Genomic DNA, 22,991 nt, shown 5'->3' on the forward strand with positions numbered 1-22,991 from the left:
TGCGGCAGAGGGGGTAAAGGCTCTGCCGCTCCTCCTGTTGAGGATAGTATAGCATAGTTTTTGAATGCAGAAAAGATACGACGATGACGATTTAGAATGCCCTCCGCTTCGCTCTGGGCATAAATAGCGGAAATCATATTTTTAGATATTTGCAGCTCCGAAACGACTGCGGTCGTTTCGGAGCTGCTTTTTCACCATAGAGTCGTAGCGTCAAATGCATTTTCCTACCGCACAGATGCCGCTTGCCTTTACCGCCCCTCCTGTGAAAAAGTGTTCAGAAAATGTCCGCAGACATTTTCTGAACACAAATTAAAAATAATAATTCCTCTAAACATGCCTAGAGCGCAGCGGAGGGCATTCCAATCATCAAACAAAAAAGGCGCCCGCACCTTTCGGTACGGGCACCTCATTGTTCAAGAATGAACGACTCTCAGAAGAGATTCAATTACTTGACCTCGACCTTAGCGCCAGCCTCGGTCAGCTTCTTCTGGATGTCCTCAGCCTCAGCCTTGGAGACCTTCTCCTTGACAGCCTTGGGAGCGCCATCGACGATAGCCTTAGCTTCCTTCAGGCCCAGACCGGTGATCTCCTTCACCAGCTTGATGACCTGCATCTTGGTAGCGCCAGCCTCAGCCAGGATGACGTCGAACTCGGTCTTCTCTTCCTCAGCGGCAGCAGCAGCGCCAGCAGCAGCGGGAGCTGCAGCAGCAACAGCGGAAACACCGAACTCTTCGCAGTAAGCGTCGATCAGTTCCTTCAGCTCCAGAACGGACAGCTCCTTAACGGAGTCGATGATGGCAGTAATCTTCTCAGAAGCCATAGTAGTAACCCTCCAATATCAATGGTTTTGTTTGTTGATTTCAGAATTGTTTAAGCAGCAGTCACGCGGCCATCAGGCAGCGGGCTCCTCCTGCTTGTCGGCATAAGCCTGCATTGCAACGGCCAGACCAGACAGAGTGCTGGTGAGGGCGCCTGCGAACATGGACAGCATGCCTTCGCGGTTGGGCAGCTTTGCGATTGCGTTGGTCTCAGCTGCATTCATGACCTTGCCTTCCATGAAGCCAGCCTTCACGACGAACTTCTTGGACTTATCGCCATCCTGATACTTGCACAGGATGCGGGCAGCGGACATGGGATCCTCTTCGTGAGCAAAAGCGATAGCGGTATCGCCCTTGAACTGCTCAGCCAGGCCCTCCAGAGAGGTACCCTTGACAGCCAGACGCAGCATGGTGTTCTTCACGACCATGTAATCGACGCCTGCCTCACGCAGCTCCTTACGGAGCTTGGTGTCGTTCTCGACGTTAATGCCGCCGTAAGCGACGACGCAGCCGGAAACCGCACTCTCAAACTTTGCCTTCAGATCAGCGACATAAGCCTGCTTTTCAGAAAGAATCTTTGCACTGGGCATTCGGTTTCACCTCGTTTCAAAAACTTGTATCGAAAACCGGAGCAAGTATGAAAAAAGCCTCTTTCCCGCACTTGGTCGAGAAAGAGGCATAAAACAACTTTACGCACGTTTCTCGGCAGGCGGCATAGCCTTACACTGGACTCCAGTACCTGCTGTCTCAAAAACAGCATGATTATTTTACCGCAAACGTGCGGAGTTGTCAAGTCTTTTTTGAAATTTCCTGACAAAATTTTTCTGCCGTCCATACAAACGGCAGAAAAACGATCAGAACTTCAAATCAGACACCGTACTTCAGGGTGTTCAGACGGATGCCAGGGCCCATGGTGGTGGCGATGGTAGCGCTCTTGAAGTAGGTACCCTTTGCTGCAGCGGGCTTTGCCTTGGCAATAGCCTCCATCACAGTGTCCAGGTTGGCGTACAGCTTCTCTGCACCGAAAGAAGCCTTGCCCACGGGCACATGGATGATGTTCTGCTTGTCCAGACGGTACTCGATCTTACCAGCCTTGGCCTCGGAAACAGCCTTGCCCAGGTCAGGAGCAACGGTGCCGGCCTTGGGGTTCGGCATCAGGCCGCGGGGGCCCAGGACCTTACCGAGACGGCCAACGCGGCCCATCATATCGGGAGTGGTCACGACGACGTCGAAATCCATGAAGCCGCCGGCGATCTTTGCGATCAGCTCGTCATCACCGACGATATCAGCGCCAGCAGCCTCAGCAGCAGCAGCAGCGGGGCCCTTGGCGATTGCGCAGACGCGGACGGTCTTGCCGGTGCCGTTGGGCAGAACGACAGCGCCGCGGACCTGCTGGTCAGCGTGACGGCCGTCAACGCCCAGACGGACGTGCAGCTCAACAGTCTCGTCGAACTTGGCAGAAGCGGTCTTGCAAGCCAGCTCCAGAGCCTCGTTCACATCATATGCCTTAGTAGAATCGACCAGCTTTGCAGCGTCGACATAGTGCTTGCCATGTTTCATTGTATATCCTCCTGTGTGGTCATGCGGGCAGTGTTATGCCCTCCCACTGTTTATGTCTCAGCCCTCGACGGTGATGCCCATGGAACGGCAGGTGCCGCGGACCATGCTGCATGCAGCTTCCAGAGAAGCAGCGTTCAGGTCGGGCATCTTGGTCTTTGCGATCTCTTCCACCTGAGCGGCGGTCAGAGAAGCGACCTTCTCCTTGTTGGGCTTGCCGGAAGCGGTGTTGATGCCAGCGGCCTTCTTGATCAGAACGGCTGCCGGAGGAGTCTTGGTGATGAAGCTGAAGGAGCGGTCAGCGTAAACAGTAATGACGACGGGGATCACATAACCCATCTGGTTCTTGGTACGCTCGTTGAACTCCTTGGTGAAGGCCATGATGTTGACGCCCTTCTGACCCAGAGCAGGGCCAACAGGGGGAGCCGGAGTTGCCTTGCCGGCCTCGATCTGCAGCTTAATGTAGCCAGTAACTTTCTGTGCCATGATAAATGCACCTCCAAAAATCTGTGGTGAGTTGCGGTACGGTGTCTCCGTACCTCCCACGAGCATGTGCCCAATGCACACGCTCTATAAGAACCGCACTGCGGTCTTACCTTGGTAAACGTTCCTTGCCGGTTGGTTACGGCAGCTCGACCTGACCAAGCTCCACTTCTGCGGGAGTTTCGCGGCCGAACATGTTGACCTTGAGCTTCACTTTGAAGTTCTCGGTATCGATGGCCTCCACAAGGCCCATAAAGCCTTCCAGAGGACCGGCGGTGATCTGCACGGTGTCGCCGACAGCAAAGTCGACGGCCAGAGGTGCAGCCTTTTCTACGCCCATCTTCTCCACTTCTTCAGGGGAGAGGGGAACGGGCTTGGATGCGGGACCGACAAAACCGGTGCAGCCGCGCGTATTGCGCACCACATACCAGGTATCGTCGTTCATCACCATCTTGACCAGAACGTAGCCGGGGAACAGCTTGTGCTCCACCATCTTCTGCTTGCCGTTCTTGTCAATTTCGGGAACCATCTCGACGGGAACCTTGATATCGCAGATCAGATCCTGCAGATGGCGATTCTCCACCATGGTCTGCAGGTCGTTTGCGACCTTGTTCTCATAGCCGGAATAGGTATGCACGACATACCAAAGTGCCTCATTGGATTGTTCTTCCATTTTGGTTGACCCTCCGTTTCAAGATGATTCTCAGGCGCCGATGATCAGGCCCAGGATGCCGCCGAAGATGGCATCCAGCAGGATCATCACGACCGCTGCGACGGCGACAGTGATGAGCACGACGATGGTGTTGGTCTTGACGTCCGCCTTGGACGGCCACACCACCTTCTTCAGCTCGCTCTTGGTGTCGCGGAAGAATTTGGAGACGCGTGCGCCAAAATTCTTCACAGCGGCCTTTGCTCTGGCCACAAAGCCCGGCTTGTTCTCGGTTTTGTCTGCCATGATGCGTCCGCCTTTCTTACTTGGTTTCGCGATGAACGGTGTGCTTCTTGCAGAAACGGCAATACTTCTTCATCTCGAGACGATCGGGGTTGTTCTTCTTGTTCTTCGTGGTGTTGTAGTTGCGCTGCTTGCACTCGGTGCAGGCCAGAGTGATTTTAACGGTCATTTGTTGACACCTCCATTATAACGGTCGTTTTGAACCTCCCTCGGGTTGCGGGTGGCATCTGTAAAACAGGCGCACTTAATAACCCCGCAAAAGAGGTGATATCATTGTATCACGCCGTTTTCCATCCGTCAAGCGGAAATTTGCGATTTTCAGAAAGTTTTCCTTAAAAAATCTCTCCAGACAGCGGCAGGGCTTTTTGGCATTGTGCTTGCATCACGCGCATAGATATTGTATAATAAGCCAGAACGGCATTTTACCGGTTAGAACCCGCCCTGCTTCATGGGGCTTTATAAATAGGAGAGAGATATCATGCAGTCTGAAAAAATGTGCGTCGTCCTGCTGTTTGGCGGTATGTCCAGCGAGCACGAGGTCAGCCGCGTTTCGGTGGGCAACTTCGTCAACAACATCGATCGCGAAAAATATGAGACGCTTGCCGTGGGCATCACCAAGGAGGGCCGCTGGCTGTACACCGAGGCCACTGCAGCCCAGATGGCCGATGGCAGCTGGGAAGAGCTGGCAGGCAATATGCCCTGCGTCATCAGCCCGGACCGCGCCGACCATGGCATGATCCTGTTCACCCCGGAAGGCCATGTGGAAAAGGTGCATGTGGATGTGGTCATCCCGGTGCTCCATGGCCTGTGGGGCGAGGACGGCACGGTGCAGGGCCTGCTGGAGCTGGCCGGCATCCCTTACGTGGGCTGCGGCGTGCTGGCAAGCGCAGTGTGCATGGACAAAGCCGTGGCCAACGCTCTGTTTGAGGCCAACGGCGTGCCCCACACCAAGTGGGTGGCCGCGAACCGCTGGGAGATCGATCCGATCTGGAAGGCGTGTGCGACGGCGTGGAGCAGAAGCTGGGCTGGCCGGTGTTCGTCAAGCCCGCCAATGCCGGTTCCAGTGTGGGCATCTCCAAGGTGTCCAGCCGCGAGGAGCTGAAGAAGGCCATCGACCTTGCACTGGAAAACGACCGCAAGGTGGTGTTTGAAGCCTTTGTGGACGGTCAGGAAGTGGAGTGCGCCGTCATCGGCTCCGACCCTGCCGTGGCGACCCGCCCCGGCGAGATCCTTGCCGGTGCCGAGTTCTACACCTATGATGACAAGTACAAGAATGGCGTCAGCCAGACCGTCATCCCGGCCCACCTGCCGGAGGCAAAGCTGGATGAGGTAAAGACCTACGCCGCCATGGCCTACACCGCCCTGAACTGCGAGGGTCTGGCCCGCTGCGACTTCTTTGTGGAGCACGGCACCGGCCGGGTGCTCATCAACGAGATCAACACCTTCCCGGGCTTCACGTCCATCAGCATGTATCCCAAGCTGATGGAGCACGAGGGCCTGCCGGTGCCGCAGCTCATCGACCGGCTGATCGCGCTGGCTCTGGAAAGAAAGGAAAAGCAGCATGGATAATCGCCCCATCGGCGTGTTCGACAGCGGTCTGGGCGGGCTGACCGGCGTGCGGGAGCTGCGCAAGCGTCTGCCCCACGAGGAGATCATCTATTTTGGTGATACCGGCCGCGTGCCCTACGGCAGCCGCAGCCCGGAGACCATCCTGCAGTACGCCCGTCAGGATGTTGCGTTCCTGCTTTCGAAAGATGTAAAATGCATCATGGCGGCCTGCGGCACGGTGTCCAGCACCTACCCGGCTGCAGAGGCGGCCCGGCTGCCGGTGCCGTATCTGGGCGTGGTGGATGCCGCCGCCCGGGAAGCGGCCTTTTCCACCTGCAACCGCCGCATCGGCGTCATTGGCACGGCGGCGACCATCCGCTCCCGCAGCTATGAAAAGCTGCTGCGCCAGCTGGTGCCCGGTGTGGAGATCACCGCCCGGGCCTGTCCGCTGTTCGTTCCGCTGGTGGAAGCCGGTTATGTGGACCACAGCGAGGAGAGCCGGCAGCAGGTGACGAAGCTGGTCATTGCGCAGTACCTGACCGAGGTGCGGGATGCCGGGGTGGACACCCTCATTCTGGGCTGCACCCATTATCCGCTGCTCAAGACCATGATCGGTGAGTTCATGGGACAGAAGGTGACGCTGGTGGACCCCGCCAAGACTGCCGCCCATCATCTGGAACGGATGCTCTCGGAACGCGGCCTGAAAGCGGCGCAGGAGCATGAGGGACAGGCACATTTCTATGTCAGCGATGTGCCGGACAGCTTTGTGCAGACGGCAGACCTGTTTCTGGGCGAGTACAAGGGCGGCCCGGTGGAACAGATCGCCATTGACAAATATTGATAAGGGAAAGCAATGTGAGCAAACCGTTAAAGGAAGATTATATCATCCGCATCAAGAGCCGCATCGAGCAGCATGTGGAAGAACCTGCGGAGGAAGAAGAAAAGGAAGAGTTTGTGGAGCTGATGACCCGGGGCCAGTTCGTGCAGAAGGGCGGCAGCTACTACATTACCTATAAAGAAACGGAGACCACCGGCTACGAGGGCTGCACCACCACCCTGAAGATCGCCGCCGACGGAAGCCGGGTGGCTATGCTGCGCTTTGGCAGGGGCAGCGGGGCCGGTACCCAGCTGCTCATCGAAAAGGGCAAGCGCAACCTCTGCCATTACGAGACCGGCTACGGCTCCATGACGCTGGGCGTGACGGCTGACGAGATGATCTGCAGCCTGACCGAGAAGGGCGGCACTGCAAAGTTCGGCTATCTGCTGGACGCCAACAGCGCTGAACTGGTGAGCCGCAACCGCCTGGAAGTGACCGTGACCCATGTGAACTGAGAATTTGAGAGTTCCCCAGACTGTGAAAGGAATCAGACCAATGACTGAATTTGAAAAGACCTACCAGAACTACAACCCCCGTCAGGCTGCGCTGGATGAGGCCCGCGCTCTGCTGACCGCCGCCGCCAAGGCCGCTATGGCCGATGGCGCTCTGCCGGAAGCCGAGCTGCCCGCCTTCATCGTGGAGATCCCGCCGACGTGAAGAACGGCGACATCGCTTCCAACATCGCCATGGCCGGTGCCCGCAGCTGGCGCAAGCCCCCCGGATGATCGCGGACGCCCTGCTGGCGCACCTGCCCTCCATGGAAAACAGCGTGTTTGCCAAGGCGGAAGTGGCCGGCCCCGGCTTCATCAACCTGTTCCTGTCCCAGAGCTTCTGGGCTGGCGTGGTGCTGGGTGCCTGCGCCAACAAGGAGTATGGCCGCACCGACCATGGCAAGGGTGCAAAGTATAACGTGGAGTTCGTTTCCGCCAACCCCACCGGCCCCATGCACATGGGCAACGCCCGCGGCGGCGCACTGGGCGACTGTCTGGCCGCTGTGCTGGACTGGTCCGGCTACGATGTGACCCGCGAGTTCTATATCAACGATGCCGGCAACCAGATTCAGAAGTTCGGCAAGAGCCTTGCAGTGCGCTACCTGCAGAAGTATTGCGGCGAGGAGACCTTCCCTCTGCCCGCCGAGTGCTATCAGGGCGGCGACATCAAGGTGCTGGCCGGTGAGTTTGCCGACATCAACGGCGACAAGTACGTTGCCGCCTGCTCCGGGCTGAGCGAGGAGGCTCTGTTCGAGAGCGAAGCCTTTGCCCAGCTGAAGGACGCACTGGTGGCCTATGCTCTGCCCAAGAACATTGCCGCCCTGAAGCGTGATCTGGGCAAGTACCGCATCGACTACGATGTGTGGTTCCACGAGAGCACTCTGCACGAGTCCGGCGCGGTCATGGCTGTGGTGGATAAGCTGCTGGAGCTGGGCGCATGCTATAAGGCAGAGGACGGTGCCATCATGTACCGCAGCGCCCAGTACGCCGCCAAGTACGGCACCGTGAACAAGAAAAAGACCGAGGACGGCACCGAGGAGGAAGCCAAGGACGAAGTGCTGGTCCGTGCCAACGGCATCCCCACCTACTTTGCCGCCGATATCGCCTACCACTACAACAAGCTGGCCACCCGCGGCTTTGCCAAGGCCATCGACGTCTGGGGTGCAGACCATCATGGCCATGTGGCCCGCATGAAGGGTGCCATGGACGCCATCGGCCTGCATGGCGAGGATCTGGACGTGGTACTGATGCAGATGGTCAACCTGATGCGGGACGGCCAGCCTGTCCGCATGTCCAAGCGCACCGGCAACGCCATTACCCTGACCGACCTGCTGGAAGAGGTGCCCATCGACAGCGCACGCTTCCTGTTCAATATGCACGATGCAGGCAGCGGCATCGACTTTGACCTGGATCAGGCCGTCAAGACCGACAACGATAACCCTGTGTACTATGTGCAGTATGCCCATGCCCGCATCTGCTCCATCCTGAAAAAGATGGAGAGCGAGGGCGTGCAGTTTGCCGGTGCCGAGAAGGTGGACGCCACCCTGCTCACCGAGCCTTCCGAGATGGATCTGATCCGGATGCTGGCAGCCTTCCCGCAGGAGATCGTCATGGCGGCCGAGAAGTACGACCCCAGCCGCATCAACCGCTTTGTCATTGATCTGGCCAGTGCCTTCCACCGCTTCTACGGCAACTGCCGCATTCAGGGCGCAGACCCCGCTGTGCAGCAGGCACGTCTGGCCCTGTGCATCGGCGTCAAGAATGTCATCTTCAACGTGCTGACCATGTTCAAGATCAACGTGCCCGAGAAGATGTAACATAAAACCATGGGGGCTGTTGCACAGCATTTGGCGCAACAGCCCCTTTTTACGGTGTATGGATGGAAAGCAACTGCCTCTTTCCGTCACCTCCCTCCCGTGAAAATGCGTTTGGAGCGCTCCGCAGAGCGCGACAAACGCGAAATAAAAATAATCTTTCCTCTGAACATGCGCAGAGCAACGCAGAGCGCATTCAGAATCGTTTACCCCAAAACAGATACAAGGAGAACCAATGGAACCTTTGAAGATCGGCAATATCAGCCTGCCTCACCGGGCGGTGTTCGGCCCGATGGCAGGCTTTACGGATGCACCCTGCCGCCGCCTGATGGCCCAGCACGGTGCGGGCTTTACGGTGAGCGAAATGGTGTCCAGCCGGGCGCTTGTTTACGGCGACCACAAGACGGTCAGCATGCTGAAAGCCGAGCCCAACGGCGCGCCCTACGGCGTGCAGATCTTTGGTGAAGTGCCCGAGATCATGGGCGAAGCCACCGCTGCCATGGAGCAGTACGAATTCGATTTTGTGGACATCAACATGGGCTGCCCGGCCCCCAAGATCGTTTCCGGCGGCGCAGGCAGCAAGCTGATGCTGGACCCGGACCGCTGCGGACGCATCGTGGAGCAGGTTGTGGCCCACACAAAACGGCCTGTCACCGTCAAAATGCGCAAGGGCTGGGACGCCGACCACATCACCGCCGTGGAGTGTGCCAAGGCCTGTGAGCAGGCCGGTGCGGCCCTCATTGCGGTGCACGCCCGTACCCGGGAGCAGATGTATACTCCCGGCATCGACCCGGAAATCATCGCCCGGGTGAAGGATGCCGTCAGGGTGCCGGTGCTGGGCAACGGCGACATCCATTCGGCAGAGGATGCGGTGAGGATGATGCAGGCCACCGGCTGCGACGGCGTGATGATCGCCCGGGGCGCACTGGGCGATCCATGGCTCTTCGAGCGGGTGAATGCGGCCATCGAGGGCCTGCCTGCCCCCAAGGCACCGAACCTGCAGGCCCGCATGAATGCGCTGCGCCGTCAGGTGGAAGAGATGGTGGAGCAGAAGGGCGAGTTTGTGGCCATGCCGCAGGCCCGCTCCCAGACCATGCACTATATGAAGGGGCTGAAGGGGGCGGCCAATCTGCGCCGCTATTGCTGCACCCTGACCCGTCTGGAAGATCTGGATGAGCTGATCGACGCCGTGTTTGAAGAGCAGCGCAAGGCCGGGCTGGACCCGGACGACGTGCGCGAGGTGCCGTTCCCGTAAAAATTTGAGCTTTTTGCCCCGCAGGGGGCAGAGAAAAGAGGAAACCATGGAATGGTCTGATACTGCCCGGCAGCCGCGTCTGCTGGAACAAAAAAAGGATAAATTCTGGCTGACAGTGGGCCTGTGCGCTCTGACGGCGGCGCTGTTCTTTCTGCCGTTCTATCTCATCGACGGCGGTTTTTTCCACTACGCCGGCGATTTCAACAGCCAGCAGATCAGCTTTTACCGCTATATGAACGGCTTCGTCAAGGGTGCCGGCTATCCGGACAGTGCATTCACCACGGTGCGCAACACCTTTTCGTGGGCCACCGACCTTGGCAGCGGCGTCATGAACGCCTACTCGTTCTACCTGTACGGTTCGCCGTTCTTCTGGTTCTCGCTGCTCTTCCCGCAGAAGTGGCTGCCCTACCTGATGGTGCCGCTTCTGGTGCTCAAGTTTGCCGTGGCGGGTGGCGGTGCATATCTGTATCTTCGCCGCTACGTCAAAAACATCGACTACGCTGTGCTGGGTGCGGTGCTGTATGCCTTCTCCGGCTTTACGGTGTACAACGTGTTCTTCAACCACTTTGTGGATGTGGTGGCGCTGTTCCCGTACCTGCTGTGGTCGCTGGACGAGGCCCTTTACAATGGCCGCCGCAGCTGGTTTGCATTCTGGGTGGCGGTGAACCTTGTCAACAACTACTTCTTCTTCATCGGTCAGGTGGTGTTTTTGGCCATCTACTTCATCTGTAAGCTCAGCGCAGGAGACTTCCGGCTGACGGCAAAAAAGTTCGGGCTGCTGGCCTTTGAAAGTATTCTGGGCGTTGCCATGGGCAGCATCCTGCTGGTGCCTGCGGTGCTCTCCATTTTGCAGAACCCGCGCACCATCGACCTTTCCTCCGGATGGGGCTTTTTGACCTACAGCAAGGTGCAGCAGTACCTTGCCATTCTGGTCAGCTGGATCATGCCGCCGGATTCGCCCTACCTCACCTCCATCTGGTCGGAGGGCGTCATCAAGTGGACCAGTATGTCGGCCTATCTGCCGCTGTGCAGTCTGGCCGGTGCTGCGGCCTACTGGCAGGCAAAGCACGGCGACAGCAAAAAGCGCATCGTGGGCACCTGTGCGGTGTTCGCGCTGGTCCCCATTCTGAACAGTGCGTTCTATGCCCTCAACTCCAGCTACTATGCACGCTGGTACTATATGCCGGTGCTGGTGCTGGCCGCGATGACCGTCAATGCATTGGAGGATCACAACACCGATCTGGACAGCCCCGCCCGGGGCATCAGCTGGCTGATGATCGCCACGGTGGCCTTTGCGATGGTGCCGGTAAAGGACAGCGACACGGGCAGCTGGTCCTTCGGTGTGCTCAAGAACCCCGGTCAGTACTGCGCGGTGCTGGGCTTTGGACTGCTGGGCCTGCTGGTGTACCGCGCCCTCTGCCAGAAATGGCGGGCTGACCGCCGCTTTGCCCAGCGCATGACAGCGGCGGTGCTGGTATTTGCCTTCCTGTTCAGCGTGGTGCACATCGGCATTGGCAAGTTCGGCCAGTGGTATACCGACAGCGACCTTGTGGAGCAGGACACGAATGCTCTGCTGCTGAAAAACGACCTGCCCGAGGGCGACTACCGCATCGACACCTACAAGATTCATGATAACATCGGCATGTGGCTGGATAAGAGTTGTCTGCAGTATTTCGGCAGTACCGCTGCGCCCAGCATCCTCAGCTTCTACCCGGCGCTGGGGGTCAAGCGGGATGTGCGCAGCGAACCGGAGCTTTCCAACTATGCACTGCGGGGTCTGCTGAGCGTGGAATACCTCATCACCACGCCGGAAAAGCAGAACGACTTTGAGAACGAAGCCGATGCGGGCTGGGAGCATGCTTTTACAAAGGACGGCTACGCGGTGTACCGCAACACGAATTATGTGCCCATGGGCTTTACCTACGACTGCTACCTTACCGAGAGCGAGTACGAGGAGACCGCAAAGACCACGCGCGCAAACCTGCTGATGCGCGCACTGGTGCTCCGGGATGAGGATGCTGCGGTCTATGGCCAATACCTCACCCATCTGCCGGAGGGCAGACGGGAGGAGCTGTACTATGAGTCCTACGTGCAGGACTGCCGCGAGCGCCGCGCCGCAGCCGCCAGTGTGTTCCAGATGAACAATTCCGGCTTCCATGCGCAGATCACGCTGGAAAAAGAGAACCTTGTGTTCTTCTCGGTGCCCTATGATGACGGCTTTACCGCCTATGTCAACGGGCAGGAAACAGACATCCTGCAGGTGGACGAGGGCCTGATGGCCGTGCTGTGCCCGGCAGGGGAAAACAGCATCAATTTTGTCTATCAGCCCGACGGCATCCGGCTGAGCCGCCCGCTGACCTTGGGAGGCATTGCGGTGTGGCTGGCGTACACGGCCTGCTTTGTCTGGCGCAGACGCCGCACAAAGCAGAGCTGACACAGGGAAGAATGACTTTATGCCGCAGAAAAAAGAAATTTTTGCAATTTCCTCTTGACTTTATGCCGATAAAGTGTATAATGCAATCAAACCGATGAGGCGGAAGAGAACCTGTACAGCGCATCTTCAGTGAGCCCGGACAGTGAAAACGGGCGAGAGCGGGGCAGAGCTTCGTGGGCCGCCGAGGGCCGGGCAAACGGGCAGCAAGCCTTAGTAGCTTTGGACGGAAGTCTCCGTTACAGGACAGGGGAGTGTTGGCTCTCCGTGAGAGGCTCTGCGTCTGGAAAGCAGGGCAAGCAAGGTGGCACCGCAGAATCGAATTTTACCGATCCTGTCCTTGTGGATGAACACACAGGGACAGGGTCGTTTTTTATTGCAAAGACCCGTCCCGCAAAGGGAGCGGGTCTTTTTTATTTAAAATTTATGGGCCGCCCGCTCCGGGAAAGGAGCTTACTATTATGAAAAACGTTACCATGATCTCCCGCCGCAGCTTCCTCAAGGCCGCTATGGCTGCTTCCGCTGTTTCCGCACTGGCGCTGACCGGCTGCGGCGGCGCTGCTTCCAGCACCGTGACTGCATCTTCCACCGCTTCTTCCGCTGCCGCTTCTGCCGCAGCCGAGGGCGGTCAGACCTTCAAGGTGGGCATCGTCAACTACGTGGATCATGCTTCCCTGAACCAGATCGTGGAATCTGTGGAGAGCCGTCTGGATGAGCTGGGCGCTGAGAAGGGCGTTGCCTTCGACTACGCCGACTACTACGCAAATGCACAGGCTGACCAGTCCAACCTGAACCAGATCGGTGCCGACCTCGTAGGTGACGGCGTGGATGTGATCGTGGCTGTGGCTACCCCCACCGCCGCAACCATGCTGGCTGCTGTGGAGGATACCGATATCCCCGTTGTCTACTCTGCCGTTACCGACCCCGCCGCTGCAGGCTTTGACGGCGAGGAGAACATCACCGGCACCTCCGACGCACTGAACACCGAGGCCATCATGAAGCTGATCACTGCCGTCAACCCGGACATTGACACCATCGGCCTGCTGTACGACCTGAGTCAGGATGCCTCCACCCAGGCCATTGCAGATGCAAAGGCCTTCTGCGATGCCAACGGCATCAAGTACATTGAGAAGAACGGCACCACCACCGCCGAGGTGCAGATGGCTGCCGAGGCCCTGATCGCTTCCGGCGTCAAGGCCGTGTTCACCCCCACCGATAACACCGTAATGACCGCAGAGCTGTCCATCTACGAGACCTTCATCGAGGCAGGCGTCCAGCACTACACCGGTGCTGACAGCTTTGCACTGAACGGTGCCTTCGTAGGCTACGGCGTGGATTACGTCCAGCTGGGCGAAGCCACTGCCGATATGGTGGCAGAGCTGCTGTGCGAGGGCAAGACCACCGCAGACCTGCCGTACCAGACCTTTGACAACGGCATCGTCACCATCAACACCGAGACCTGCGAAGCATTGGGTCTGGACCTCGACACCGTGAAGGAGGCCTTCAAGCCCTACTGCACCGAGATCGTGGAAGTGACCACGGCAGAGAACTTCTCTTAAAAAAGAACCCTCTCAGTCAAAACCTGACGGTTTTGCCAGCTCCCCCGAAAGGGGGAGCTTTTGGCGGTTCTGAGGGAAGCGGTCTGCTGCACAAGATCAGCATCCTTGCCCTCTCAGTCATCGCTGCGTGATGCCAGATTCCCCCTTTTGTCGCTGCGCGACATCTTCCCCCGGCGCGGGGGAAGTCTTTCCTCAAAGGGAGAGCCCTTGGCATAGCGGGAAAGTTTCCGATTCAAGTGCAAAATGTCGAGCCCGCTTCCCTTTACGACCCCACTTGTGAAAATGGAATACCGGAGCGTCCGCAGACGCTCCGGTATTCCGAAATAAAAAACTGATTCCTTAAATTATGGCCAGAGCGCAAGCGGAGGCCATTTTAAATCGTCTATTCAAAAAGAAACATAAAAGGAGCACACACATGCTGGCGAGTATCTTTTCGCTCAACGTCCTACAGACGGCGCTGGAACTGGGCTGTATCTATGCCCTGGTGGCGCTGGCACTGTTCCTGAGCTATTCCATCCTGAACATTGCAGACCTGTCCACCGACGGCTGCTTCACATTGGGCTGCGCGGTAGCCTGTCAGGTGGCTTTGACCGGCCACCCCATTCTGGCACTTGTTGCAGCCATGGCGGCAGGTGTGTGCTCCGGCTTTGTCACGGCCTTTTTGCAGACCCGCCTTGGCGTGGAGAGCATCATGGCAGGCATCATCGTCAACACCGGCCTTTACACCATCAATCTGGCCGTGATGGGCTTTTCCTCCACCATGTCGCTGGTCAAGACCGACACTGTTTTCTCGCTGGCAAAAGGCTCACTGAGCTTCCTTGGCGGCTGGTATAAGCTGGCCATCGCGCTGGCCATGATCCTGCTTGCCGGTGCGGCGATGCTGGGCTTCCTCGGCACCCGGCTGGGCCTGTCCATCCGCGCCACCGGTGACAACGCTGCCATGGTGCGCGCTTCCAGCATCAACCCGGCCTTCACCATCACGGTGGGCCTGTGCGTTTCCGGCGCATTGTGCGCCCTCTCCGGCGGCCTGCTGGCGCAGTATCAGAAGAGCTGCGATATCAATGTGGGCACCGGCATGGTGACCATCGCACTGGCCTCCCTCATCATCGGCGAGACATTGCTCGGCAAGCGCACCATGCCGCGCCGCATCATCGGCGTGGTGTTCGGCAGCTGCCTGTACCGCTTTATCGTGGCTGTGGCCCTGCGCTTCAATGTGCCCGCCGCCGCCATGAAGCTGGTGTCTGCCATCATCGTGGCCATTGCCATTTCGATGCCGGCCATCAAGGAAAAAATCGCCTTTGAGCAGCGCAAGCATGGGGCCTGCCGCCGCCGCGTGACTACCGGCAAGGAGGGAAAGTAAGATGGAAATGCTTCAGCTGAACGATCTGCACAAGACCTTCAACCCCGGCACGGTCAATGAAAAAGTGGCCCTGAACGGCGTCAGCCTGCACATGGAAGCCGGGGATTTCGCCACCATCGTGGGCTCCAACGGCGCGGGCAAATCCACCCTGTTCAACGCCATCACCGGCGGCTTCATTGCCGACGAGGGCAGCATCCTGCTGGGTGGACAGGATATCACCTTTGAGCCGGAGCACCAGCGCAGCAAGGTCATCGGCCACCTGTTTCAGGATCCGCTCAAGGGCACCGCACCCAACATGACCATTGAGGAAAACCTGGCGCTGGCCTATCTGCGTGCCGGCACCGCGCCCCACGCCATCTTCTCCCGCATCTCCCGCAAGGACAAGGAAGTGTTCCGCGAAAAGCTGGCGCTGCTGGATATGGGCCTTGAGGACCGGATGAAGCAGCCGGTGGGACTGCTTTCCGGCGGTCAGCGGCAGGCGCTGACCCTGCTCATGGCAACGCTGGTCACCCCCAAGCTGCTGCTGCTGGACGAGCACACCGCAGCGCTGGACCCCGCCACCGCCGAAAAGGTGCTGGAGCTGACCAGGAGCATCGTGGCTGAAAAGAAGATCACCTGCCTGATGGTCACCCACAACATGCATCAGGCACTGGAGCTGGGCAACCGCACCCTGATGATGGATTCCGGCCGCATCGTCTTTGACGTGAAGGGCGAGGAACGCAGCCGGATGACCGTGGACGACCTGCTTGAAAAGTTCCGCGAGAATGCCGGCAAGAATCTGGACAATGACCGCATCCTGCTGAGTAAAGTGGAAAAGTGACCCGGACGGGAAAGCACAGCCCCGACAGACCATGCAGTCTGCCGGGGCTGTATTTTTGCAGGAGCGCACCGCAGGGGAAAAGCGGCTTCCCCTGAAACAGCAAATCCCCCCTGCGCAGATGCACAGAGGGGATTTTAAATATCAGAAATTACTGAACGTATTCGACCGTGTACTCGAAGCCGTACTCTTCCTGCAGCTTCTTCACCTCGGCTTCGCAGTCCTCGATGAAGGTGGGGGCGTAGACGGAAGCGCCGTTGTGGGCCTTCTTGTAGTCCTCAACGATCTGCTGCAGCTTTGCCCAGCCCTCGTTGGCCTTGTTCTGGTCGATGCTGTCGGGGAAGTTGATGATGAACTCGCGGTGTTTCGGAATACGTGCTTTCATGGTAGAAATCTCCTTATAACAATTTGGATTTTATGCGTCGGCTTATACAGAAGCACAGGGAAAAACCTGCGCAACTTGCGAAAAACGAATCACAGCCCGTATACCCGGCGGGCATTTTCGACTGTGGTGCGGAACACCTCTTCGGCAGAGATGCCCCGCAGCTGGGCGATATACTCGCCCACATAGCGGATGAGGGAGCTGTCGCAGCGGGTGCCGCGCACCGGCTCCGGTGCCATGTAGGGGCAGTCGGTCTCCAGCACGATGCTTTCCAGCGGCAGGGCGCTGATGGCTTTTGCCGCCCGCTTGGCACCCTTGAAGGTGCACGCCCCGCCAAAACCGATGAACAGTCCCTGTTTTGCCAGCCACACCGCGTCGTCGGCACTGCCGGAATAGCAGTGGACGATGCCCTTGGGCTGGTATTTTTTGAGCAGGGCGTAAACATCGGCGTGCGCATTGCGGTCGTGCACGATGATGGGTTTGTCCAGCTCCAGCGCCAGCCGGATGTGTGCCTCAAACATGGCCAGCTGGGCGTCCTTGGGCACAGGCCAGTGGTAGTCCAGCCCGCACTCCCCCACTGCCACCACCTTGGGGTCGGCATAATAGGGCATCAGGGCACGCATCTCGGCGGCCCAGTTGCCGCCATAGACCGAGACCGTAGGAGCCGGGCCTTCCTCGCCGCAGTCGGCGGCGGGCAGCAGGCTTTCCGGATGGATGCCAACGGCGGCCACCACCCACGGGTAGCGGTGCGCCAGCTCCAGCACCCGGGGCGCATCCCCGGAGTGGGTTGCCTGTTCACACACGCCCACCACGCCTTTACCGGGCAGGCTGTCCAGCAGGGGATAGCGGTCGGCGTCAAAGGCGCGGGCGCTGTAGTGCGCGTGGGTGTCAAAAATGGGGCCGGTCATTTACCCTCCTTTTTGGCGGGAGCCTTGTTCACCAGCCAGATGCCCACACACACGAACACCAGCGCCGCCAGATACTGCCAGCGGAACAGCGGTTCGCCGTTGAGCACGGCGCTCAGCAGCACGTTGACCACCGGGTTCACAAAGCCAAAGATGGCAATGCGGCTGACCGGGTTGTTCTTCATCAGCAGGGCCCACAGCACATAGCCTGCCCCGCAGATGAAGGCCAGATACAGCATGACCACCACCGCCAGTGCGTTCTGCACATGGAGACTGCCGCCCATGACCGCGCCCAGCACAAACAGTGCCAGACCGCCCACGAACAGGTTGATGAAGCAGACGGCAAAGCTGTCTGCTTTTTTGGTCACGGATTTGTTCCACGGGCCGGACAGGGTAAAGATGACGGTGGCCGTCATCATGCAGAACACGCCCCAGCCGCTGCCGCTGCCGTGGTTGCCCAGCGTGCCGATGAGCACGCCCGCAAAGCCGATGACACAGCCCAGTGTTTTGGCAGGGGTCATGCGGTCGGCGTTGCCGTAGATGAAGTGGGCAAAGATCACGCCCAGAAAGCTCTGGGTGCTGTTCAGGATGCCGCCAAAGGCACCGGTGAGCATGGCAACAGCGATATAATAGAAGGCGTACTGAAACGTGGTCTGCCACAGGCCCAGCGCACAGCACTCTGCCGCGACCTTGCCCCGGGGCAGGCGGGGAACCCGGCTTTGCAGCAGCACACTGCCCAGCAGGACCAGAAAGCTGCCCAGCATGAACCGCACACCGGCAAAGCAGAAAATGGACGCGGTGTTGCTGGTCTCAATGGAGAACAGCCGGTAGCCCAGCTTGATGAAGGGGAAGGCCGAGCCCCACAGCACATTGCAGAAGATGGCCAGCAGCACGGCGAACACCGGCGTGCCGAAGATCTTATCCAGCCATTCCGCGCGGGAAAGCGTTTTGTTTTTCTCCATGGCGGCTCAGTGGATGCGGCTGCCCACGGGGGTATCGTCGCCGTAGAATGCAATGGAGCAGCCGCCATCTGCGGTGTCGGCAGCAAAGATCATGCCTTCGCTGACGTACTTGCCCTTCATCATCGGGCGGGGTGCCAGATTGCACACGATGCCGATCTTCTTACCGATCAGGTCTTCCGGCTTGAACCACTTTGCAATGCCGGAAAGGATGCAGCGCTCCCGCTCGCCGTCAAACACGGTCAGGTGCAGCAGCTTCTTGCTCTCCTTCAGGTTCTCGCAGGCGCGCACTTCGGCCACGCGCAGTTCCACCTTGCAGAAGGTGTCAAAGTCGATCTCTTCCTCGTGAGTAAAGTCAACGGTGCTCTCCTCGGCAGGGACGGCAGCCTTCTTCTCCGCTTCTGCCTTGGCCTTGTTGGCAGCTTCGGCAGCGGCCTTGCGCTTCTCGTCTTCTTCCTTCAGATGGGCGATCTCCTTTGCCACGTCGATGCGGGGGAACAGTGCTTCGCCCTTGTGCACAGTGTAGGTCTCCTGTGCGCCGTAGGTGGTCTTGCTCAGATCCAGAGCGGATGCGTCCAGACCCAGCTGCTCCATCATCTTGGGGGCAGTGGTGGGCAGGTAGGCGTTCAGCAGGATGCCGCACACGCGCAGTGCCTCGCACAGGTGGTACAGTACGCTCTCCAGACGGGCCTTGTTGGCCTCGTCCTTGGCCAGTGCCCAGGGAGCGGTCTCGTCGATGTACTTGTTGGCACGCTGAATCACCGCAAAGATCTCCATCAGAGCCTGCGGGATGGTCAGGTTGTCCATGTCGGCCGTGACCTTGGCGGTCAGCTCGTTGACCATGGTCTCCAGCTCGGTGTCGATGGCCTCGGTACCGGCCACATTGTGCACGGTGCCGCCGAAGTACTTCTCGCACATGGCGACCGTGCGGCTGAGCAGGTTGCCCAGATCGTTTGCAAGGTCGCTGTTGATGCGGTTGATCAGAGCTTCGTTGGTGAACATGCCATCGTTGCCGAAGGGAATCTCACGCAGCAGGAAGTAGCGGATGGAGTCCACGCCGTAGCGGTCGCACAGGATCACAGGGTCCACCACATTGCCCACGGACTTGGACATCTTGCCGCCGTTCATCAGCAGCCAGCCGTGGCCGAACACCCGCTTGGGCAGAGGCAGATCCAGAGCCATCAGCATGGCAGGCCACAGGATGGTGTGGAAGCGCAGGATCTCCTTGCCCACCATGTGCAGGTCGGCAGGCCAGAACTTGTCATAGTCGTGATATTTTTCGTTGCCGTAGCCCAGCGCGGAGATATAGTTGCTCAGGGCGTCCACCCACACATACATGGTGTGCTTGGGGTCGAAGGGCACCGGGATGCCCCACTTGACCGAGGTACGGGACACGCAGGTATCCTGCAGGCCCTGCTTGATGAAGGCAATCATCTCGTTCTTGCGGCTCTCGGGCTGGATGAACTGGGGGTTCTCCTCGTAGAGCTTCAGCAGGCGGTCGGCATACTTGCTGGTCTTGAAGAAGTAGGCTTCCTCGTGGGCGTCGTAGACCTCACGGCCGCAGTCCGGGCACTTGCCGTCCACCAGCTGGCTGTCAGTCCAGAAGCTCTCGCAGGGCTTGCAGTAGTGGCCGATGTACTCGCCCTTGTAGATGTCGCCCTGCTCGTACAGCTTGGTAAAAATCTTCTGGCAGGACTCCATGTGGTAGTCGTCGGTGGTGCGGATGAAGCGGTCGTAGCTGACGTCCAGCAGCTTCCACAGATCCTTGACGGTGGCTACGATCTTGTCCACATACTCCTTGGGGGTCACGCCGGCATCGGCGGCCTTGTCCTGGATCTTCTGGCCGTGCTCGTCGGTGCCGGTCAGGAACATGACGTCATAGCCCTGCATCCGCTTGAAGCGTGCCAGTGCGTCGCAGGCGACAGTGGTATAGCTGTGGCCGATGTGCAGCTTGTCGCTGGGGTAGTAGATGGGAGTGGTGATGTAGAATGTCTTGTGCTCACTCATAGGTTGATACTCTTCCTTTCCTGATTTGGCGGGGGACGAAAAAAGCCCTCATCCTGCCGGACTGAGCCGGACAAGGACGAGAGCCTGAAACTTTCGTGGTACCACCTTGCTTCGCCGCACCCTTGCGGGCGCAGCCTTTTGCCGGGCAAAAAAGCACGGCGCAGCGCGGTAACGGGCGCACCCGTCGCAGGCTCAATCTTCACCTGCGCAGCTCCGAGACCATCTTCGGCATCGCGCGGCCTGCCCGGTTCCATCCTTCGGGCTTTCTGTCAGGCGCAGACGGTGCGTACTCTTCTCTTCACAGCCAATTTACATTATTATGTCTATAATACGCAAAAACGGTGGGTTTGTCAACATTAAATCTCGTAATCCAGACAGAACCGTGCCTTGGTGTAGGGCCGCACCTTGCTGTCGGCCACAGCCACATGGGCGGGATGGACGGAGTAGCCCTTGAGGGCCTCGGCACTTTCAAAGGTGGTGTCCAGCATCAGGTCGGCGGTGGAAGAGGGGAGACCGTGGATGTTGACATGCACTTCCACAAGGCCCGGGACCTTGCCTGCCAGACCTTCCAGCCCTTCCTTGATGCCTGCCTTGACGGCGGCTTTTTCGGCGTCGGACAGCTCGTCCTTCAGCTGCCAAAGGATCACATGCTTGACCATAATAAAATACCTCCTGCGTTTTTTCTCATTGTAGCAGGGTGAGAAAAAATCCGCAAGAGGAAAGCTGCAAAGTATTATTGGGGTGCGAACAGCAGAACCACCAGAAGCACGGCACAGAGCAACGAAACTACGATGCCCTCCAGCCGGGTCAGCCGGATGTACTCTTCCGTGGGCTCAGGTGCCTGCGTATACCGCCCACGGTCATGCAGGGCAATGGCATCCTCCGGCTGCAGCGCCATAAAAATGCCGAACCCGATGCCGAAAAGTGCGGTTAAGATCGCACAGATGACTTCCATAGCAATCCCTCACTTTTTGGTTTTGTCGTCCCTGCTCAGGGCATAGCACAGATACGAGATCAGCAGGGCAGCGCACAACACGAGCGCCGCCACCATCAAAATGGAATTCAGCGGCTTGACCTTTGGCAGAAAAATGTTGACCAGATAGAGTGCACCGCAAAGGATCGACAGGATGCCGAAGAAACTGTGAAAGTGCTTCTTTTCGTCCTCACTGCTCCATCCGGTGCCGGTGCCATTGTACAGGTCCCGGATGCCGCGGTACAAAAACAGTACGCCCAGTGCAGCGTTCAGCCAATCCCAGTCCGAAAGATTCAAATTCATGGTGGTCCCTTTCCGGCTGTCAATCCGCACTATGGTTCCAGCTTTCGTAAGCGACAAGATAAAGAAGGTCTCCCACGATGGCGATGCCGAAGAGGATACGGTAGAGCAGCGATGTGACAGGTGTGAAGGCTAAGATCAGAAAGGCGATGCTGTTGAGCATGTAAAACACGCCGTTCTTTTTCTGCCAGAAGGCGCGGTACTCCGGGTCACGGTGATACTGGTTGAACGGCAGATCGATGAACGGGTCTTTGCCTTGAAGATCCCGAATGCCGGAGATGAACCAGATAACGGTCAGCACAAGGTTGAACAGAGTGGAAAACGAAAAGAACGACTCCATGGAATACACCTCCCATCTTTTTCCACAATTATAACATAGAGGGGTGAAAACACAAGGACGGCATTCAACCTTCCTGCGTAAAATTTGCACAAATCGGGCGTTGACTGTTGGTGAAAACAGCACAAAATAAAACCAGCCGGACGAGGCGTTTGCAAGCCCTCGTCCGGCTGGATACTTACTTCTTCGGAGTCATAAGCCTCTTCTCCTTGGACTTCCTCATTTTCGGAGTAAACGTTTCATAGGGTGACTCTCCTTAGAAACTACTGGAAACTGAGAATCTATTTCAAGGGGACGAATTTACTTAGTACATTGGACTGACCCTTCTCTTAACTGATGGAGTGCGGCACCGAGATTCTGAAGATGAATTTCATATTACCACATTCTTTCGAGTTAGATTTGCCAGGGACAAGTTACTTAGTACATTGGTAGAACTCCTTTTTGCTATTCAAATAATGCTCTCCGTACAAAAGATACCTTCATAGGAATCATCTCCGGCGGATCTATTTGAATCGCTGGGGTTTTAGTTAATCGACAGGTTGTCGTATAATCGCATTTTTGATGCTCAAGACTGGCTCATTTTTGTTGTGTTTTTATACGGGGGAAACATCCCGTTTGTGGTGAGCCTCTGTTTTGCTTCTCAGCGAATCCCGACAGCCTGTCCAAACTGTGCGGGTTCCATATCGACCATCGGTCTCGCTCCTTTCTGCTTCAAGTCAGCGGGAGTAACTCTCTCTTGAGCTTCTGCTGTACTTCTCTGGTTTCTGGCTTTATTATACATATTCCTGATTGATTTGTCTATTCGCAGAGTGCACAAGGATAAAAACATAAAATTGTGCAGTTCTTGAAAAATGGCAGATGGAACGTACAAAATGCCGCTTTCTGTGCGGTGTGTCCGGACGATCGTACCCTTTGGAGAGGAACTCTGTTCCCAGCAGGGAGGGCTGCCAGGGAAGTCACAGCAAAGCTGCCCAGAAGTTCCGGGCCGTTTGTGGAGGATTTTGCGCAAAACGGGAGAAAGTGTCGGCAGGGTATTATGTGATGGATTTGTTTGTGCTAAAATAGCGCCAATGAATGGTAGTCGCCGCCGCCCCGCGAGATGAAAGTTTCGCGGGGCGGCTTTTTTGCGGCAAAAATTTACACACAAAAGAAATGGAGACACAATC

At 57.8% G+C, this 22,991-nt stretch carries 22 protein-coding genes and 2 pseudogenes; 9 read left to right on the forward strand and 15 right to left on the reverse strand.

The features are described from left to right. Positions 1 to 445: 445 nt before the first annotated feature. The 7 genes from rplL to rpmG form a co-directional block, all read right to left on the reverse strand. The gene (gene rplL, locus ACKXF7_RS07890) at positions 446 to 820 is read right to left on the reverse strand and encodes a 50S ribosomal protein L7/L12 (protein WP_005944525.1); all 375 of its coding nucleotides are present in this window, start codon (positions 818 to 820) and stop codon (positions 446 to 448) included. Between the two features lie 72 nt (positions 821 to 892). After that, positions 893 to 1,408: a 50S ribosomal protein L10 gene (gene rplJ / locus ACKXF7_RS07895; RefSeq protein WP_249237183.1), complete on the reverse strand. Its 516-nt coding sequence runs from the start codon at positions 1,406 to 1,408 to the stop codon at positions 893 to 895. A gap of 277 nt (positions 1,409 to 1,685) precedes the next feature. Next, the gene (gene rplA, locus ACKXF7_RS07900; protein WP_005944523.1) at positions 1,686 to 2,378 is read right to left on the reverse strand and encodes a 50S ribosomal protein L1; all 693 of its coding nucleotides are present in this window, start codon (positions 2,376 to 2,378) and stop codon (positions 1,686 to 1,688) included. Between the two features lie 57 nt (positions 2,379 to 2,435). Then, positions 2,436 to 2,861, reverse strand: coding sequence for a 50S ribosomal protein L11 (rplK, locus tag ACKXF7_RS07905; RefSeq protein ID WP_118551709.1), 426 nt, complete (start codon positions 2,859 to 2,861; stop codon positions 2,436 to 2,438). Positions 2,862 to 2,997: 136 nt separating this feature from the next. Continuing rightward, a complete protein-coding gene (gene nusG / locus ACKXF7_RS07910; RefSeq protein WP_249237182.1) occupies positions 2,998 to 3,531 on the reverse strand; it encodes a transcription termination/antitermination protein NusG in 534 nt (177 codons plus the stop codon). Positions 3,532 to 3,561: 30 nt separating this feature from the next. Next, a complete protein-coding gene (gene secE / locus ACKXF7_RS07915; protein ID WP_339396134.1) occupies positions 3,562 to 3,813 on the reverse strand; it encodes a preprotein translocase subunit SecE in 252 nt (83 codons plus the stop codon). A 16-nt stretch (positions 3,814 to 3,829) separates the two neighbouring features. Beyond that, a complete protein-coding gene (gene rpmG / locus ACKXF7_RS07920; RefSeq protein WP_005920501.1) occupies positions 3,830 to 3,979 on the reverse strand; it encodes a 50S ribosomal protein L33 in 150 nt (49 codons plus the stop codon). A gap of 309 nt (positions 3,980 to 4,288) precedes the next feature. Between rpmG and ACKXF7_RS07925 the strand changes: the two are divergent. The 9 genes and pseudogenes from ACKXF7_RS07925 to ACKXF7_RS07965 all read left to right on the forward strand — a co-directional run bounded on the left by ACKXF7_RS07925 (position 4,289) and on the right by ACKXF7_RS07965 (position 15,965). Then, positions 4,289 to 5,379: pseudogene (locus ACKXF7_RS07925) on the forward strand (D-alanine--D-alanine ligase family protein). Further along, positions 5,372 to 6,199 (forward strand): glutamate racemase, encoded by an 828-nt coding sequence (murI, locus tag ACKXF7_RS07930; RefSeq protein WP_339396136.1) that lies wholly within the window; start codon positions 5,372 to 5,374, stop codon positions 6,197 to 6,199. The pseudogene ACKXF7_RS07925 and the gene murI overlap by 8 nt, the downstream one beginning before the upstream one ends. 14 nt (positions 6,200 to 6,213) lie before the next feature. Beyond that, positions 6,214 to 6,690 carry a DUF1934 domain-containing protein gene (locus ACKXF7_RS07935; RefSeq protein WP_423741003.1) on the forward strand — a complete coding sequence of 159 codons (477 nt, stop codon included), beginning with the start codon at positions 6,214 to 6,216 and terminating at the stop codon, positions 6,688 to 6,690. Between the two features lie 40 nt (positions 6,691 to 6,730). Then, positions 6,731 to 8,543, forward strand: a pseudogene (argS, locus tag ACKXF7_RS07940) (arginine--tRNA ligase). A gap of 232 nt (positions 8,544 to 8,775) precedes the next feature. Further along, entirely contained in the window at positions 8,776 to 9,795 is a 1,020-nt protein-coding gene (dusB, locus tag ACKXF7_RS07945; RefSeq protein WP_423741004.1) for a tRNA dihydrouridine synthase DusB, read from the forward strand. 46 nt (positions 9,796 to 9,841) lie between these two features. Next, positions 9,842 to 12,229, forward strand: a complete 2,388-nt coding sequence (locus tag ACKXF7_RS07950) for a YfhO family protein (RefSeq protein WP_423741005.1) — start codon at positions 9,842 to 9,844, stop codon at positions 12,227 to 12,229. Positions 12,230 to 12,687: 458 nt separating this feature from the next. After that, a complete protein-coding gene (locus ACKXF7_RS07955) occupies positions 12,688 to 13,785 on the forward strand; it encodes an ABC transporter substrate-binding protein (RefSeq protein WP_423741006.1) in 1,098 nt (365 codons plus the stop codon). Positions 13,786 to 14,200: 415 nt separating this feature from the next. Then, positions 14,201 to 15,145, forward strand: a complete 945-nt coding sequence (locus tag ACKXF7_RS07960; protein ID WP_339396142.1) for an ABC transporter permease — start codon at positions 14,201 to 14,203, stop codon at positions 15,143 to 15,145. Between the two features lie 7 nt (positions 15,146 to 15,152). Next, positions 15,153 to 15,965 carry an ABC transporter ATP-binding protein gene (locus ACKXF7_RS07965; protein WP_348585176.1) on the forward strand — a complete coding sequence of 271 codons (813 nt, stop codon included), beginning with the start codon at positions 15,153 to 15,155 and terminating at the stop codon, positions 15,963 to 15,965. Between the two features lie 148 nt (positions 15,966 to 16,113). Here the strand turns inward: ACKXF7_RS07965 and ACKXF7_RS07970 are convergent, their stop codons facing one another. From ACKXF7_RS07970 to ACKXF7_RS08005, 8 genes are all read right to left on the reverse strand, one after another. Further along, entirely contained in the window at positions 16,114 to 16,347 is a 234-nt protein-coding gene (locus tag ACKXF7_RS07970; RefSeq protein WP_005944505.1) for a hypothetical protein, read from the reverse strand. 89 nt (positions 16,348 to 16,436) lie between these two features. Continuing rightward, a complete protein-coding gene (locus ACKXF7_RS07975) occupies positions 16,437 to 17,252 on the reverse strand; it encodes a TatD family hydrolase (RefSeq protein ID WP_423741007.1) in 816 nt (271 codons plus the stop codon). Next, positions 17,249 to 18,211 carry a DMT family transporter gene (locus ACKXF7_RS07980; RefSeq protein WP_423741008.1) on the reverse strand — a complete coding sequence of 321 codons (963 nt, stop codon included), beginning with the start codon at positions 18,209 to 18,211 and terminating at the stop codon, positions 17,249 to 17,251. Before ACKXF7_RS07980 ends, ACKXF7_RS07975 begins: the two co-directional genes overlap by 4 nt. A gap of 6 nt (positions 18,212 to 18,217) precedes the next feature. Further along, the gene (gene metG, locus ACKXF7_RS07985) at positions 18,218 to 20,215 is read right to left on the reverse strand and encodes a methionine--tRNA ligase (RefSeq protein ID WP_423741009.1); all 1,998 of its coding nucleotides are present in this window, start codon (positions 20,213 to 20,215) and stop codon (positions 18,218 to 18,220) included. 356 nt (positions 20,216 to 20,571) lie between these two features. After that, positions 20,572 to 20,874, reverse strand: a complete 303-nt coding sequence (locus ACKXF7_RS07990) for a Dabb family protein (protein ID WP_423741010.1) — start codon at positions 20,872 to 20,874, stop codon at positions 20,572 to 20,574. A gap of 74 nt (positions 20,875 to 20,948) precedes the next feature. Then, positions 20,949 to 21,170 carry a hypothetical protein gene (locus tag ACKXF7_RS07995; protein WP_423741011.1) on the reverse strand — a complete coding sequence of 74 codons (222 nt, stop codon included), beginning with the start codon at positions 21,168 to 21,170 and terminating at the stop codon, positions 20,949 to 20,951. Between the two features lie 9 nt (positions 21,171 to 21,179). Then, a complete protein-coding gene (locus ACKXF7_RS08000) occupies positions 21,180 to 21,491 on the reverse strand; it encodes a hypothetical protein (protein ID WP_423741012.1) in 312 nt (103 codons plus the stop codon). Positions 21,492 to 21,510: 19 nt separating this feature from the next. Next, the gene (locus ACKXF7_RS08005) at positions 21,511 to 21,828 is read right to left on the reverse strand and encodes a hypothetical protein (protein WP_423741013.1); all 318 of its coding nucleotides are present in this window, start codon (positions 21,826 to 21,828) and stop codon (positions 21,511 to 21,513) included. Positions 21,829 to 22,991: the final 1,163 nt, after the last annotated feature.

The sequence above is a fragment of the Faecalibacterium sp. 7 genome (assembly GCF_049562865.1).
Lineage (GTDB): Bacteria > Bacillota > Clostridia > Oscillospirales > Ruminococcaceae > Faecalibacterium > Faecalibacterium wellingii.

Excerpts from the sequence above, each read along its gene's own strand:
- rplL (WP_005944525.1), bottom strand. The coding sequence starts at position 820 with ATGGCTTCTGAGAAGATTACTGCCATCATCGACTCCGTTAAGGAGCTG.
- rplJ (WP_249237183.1), bottom strand. The coding sequence starts at position 1,408 with ATGCCCAGTGCAAAGATTCTTTCTGAAAAGCAGGCTTATGTCGCTGAT.
- rplA (WP_005944523.1), bottom strand. The coding sequence starts at position 2,378 with ATGAAACATGGCAAGCACTATGTCGACGCTGCAAAGCTGGTCGATTCT.
- rplK (WP_118551709.1), bottom strand. The coding sequence starts at position 2,861 with ATGGCACAGAAAGTTACTGGCTACATTAAGCTGCAGATCGAGGCCGGC.
- nusG (WP_249237182.1), bottom strand. The coding sequence starts at position 3,531 with ATGGAAGAACAATCCAATGAGGCACTTTGGTATGTCGTGCATACCTAT.
- secE (WP_339396134.1), bottom strand. The coding sequence starts at position 3,813 with ATGGCAGACAAAACCGAGAACAAGCCGGGCTTTGTGGCCAGAGCAAAG.
- rpmG (WP_005920501.1), bottom strand. The coding sequence starts at position 3,979 with ATGACCGTTAAAATCACTCTGGCCTGCACCGAGTGCAAGCAGCGCAAC.
- murI (WP_339396136.1), top strand. The coding sequence starts at position 5,372 with ATGGATAATCGCCCCATCGGCGTGTTCGACAGCGGTCTGGGCGGGCTG.
- dusB (WP_423741004.1), top strand. The coding sequence starts at position 8,776 with ATGGAACCTTTGAAGATCGGCAATATCAGCCTGCCTCACCGGGCGGTG.
- ACKXF7_RS07950 (WP_423741005.1), top strand. The coding sequence starts at position 9,842 with ATGGAATGGTCTGATACTGCCCGGCAGCCGCGTCTGCTGGAACAAAAA.
- ACKXF7_RS07955 (WP_423741006.1), top strand. The coding sequence starts at position 12,688 with ATGAAAAACGTTACCATGATCTCCCGCCGCAGCTTCCTCAAGGCCGCT.
- ACKXF7_RS07960 (WP_339396142.1), top strand. The coding sequence starts at position 14,201 with ATGCTGGCGAGTATCTTTTCGCTCAACGTCCTACAGACGGCGCTGGAA.
- ACKXF7_RS07965 (WP_348585176.1), top strand. The coding sequence starts at position 15,153 with ATGCTTCAGCTGAACGATCTGCACAAGACCTTCAACCCCGGCACGGTC.
- ACKXF7_RS07970 (WP_005944505.1), bottom strand. The coding sequence starts at position 16,347 with ATGAAAGCACGTATTCCGAAACACCGCGAGTTCATCATCAACTTCCCC.
- ACKXF7_RS07975 (WP_423741007.1), bottom strand. The coding sequence starts at position 17,252 with ATGACCGGCCCCATTTTTGACACCCACGCGCACTACAGCGCCCGCGCC.
- ACKXF7_RS07980 (WP_423741008.1), bottom strand. The coding sequence starts at position 18,211 with ATGGAGAAAAACAAAACGCTTTCCCGCGCGGAATGGCTGGATAAGATC.
- metG (WP_423741009.1), bottom strand. The coding sequence starts at position 20,215 with ATGAGTGAGCACAAGACATTCTACATCACCACTCCCATCTACTACCCC.
- ACKXF7_RS07990 (WP_423741010.1), bottom strand. The coding sequence starts at position 20,874 with ATGGTCAAGCATGTGATCCTTTGGCAGCTGAAGGACGAGCTGTCCGAC.
- ACKXF7_RS07995 (WP_423741011.1), bottom strand. The coding sequence starts at position 21,170 with ATGGAAGTCATCTGTGCGATCTTAACCGCACTTTTCGGCATCGGGTTC.
- ACKXF7_RS08000 (WP_423741012.1), bottom strand. The coding sequence starts at position 21,491 with ATGAATTTGAATCTTTCGGACTGGGATTGGCTGAACGCTGCACTGGGC.
- ACKXF7_RS08005 (WP_423741013.1), bottom strand. The coding sequence starts at position 21,828 with ATGGAGTCGTTCTTTTCGTTTTCCACTCTGTTCAACCTTGTGCTGACC.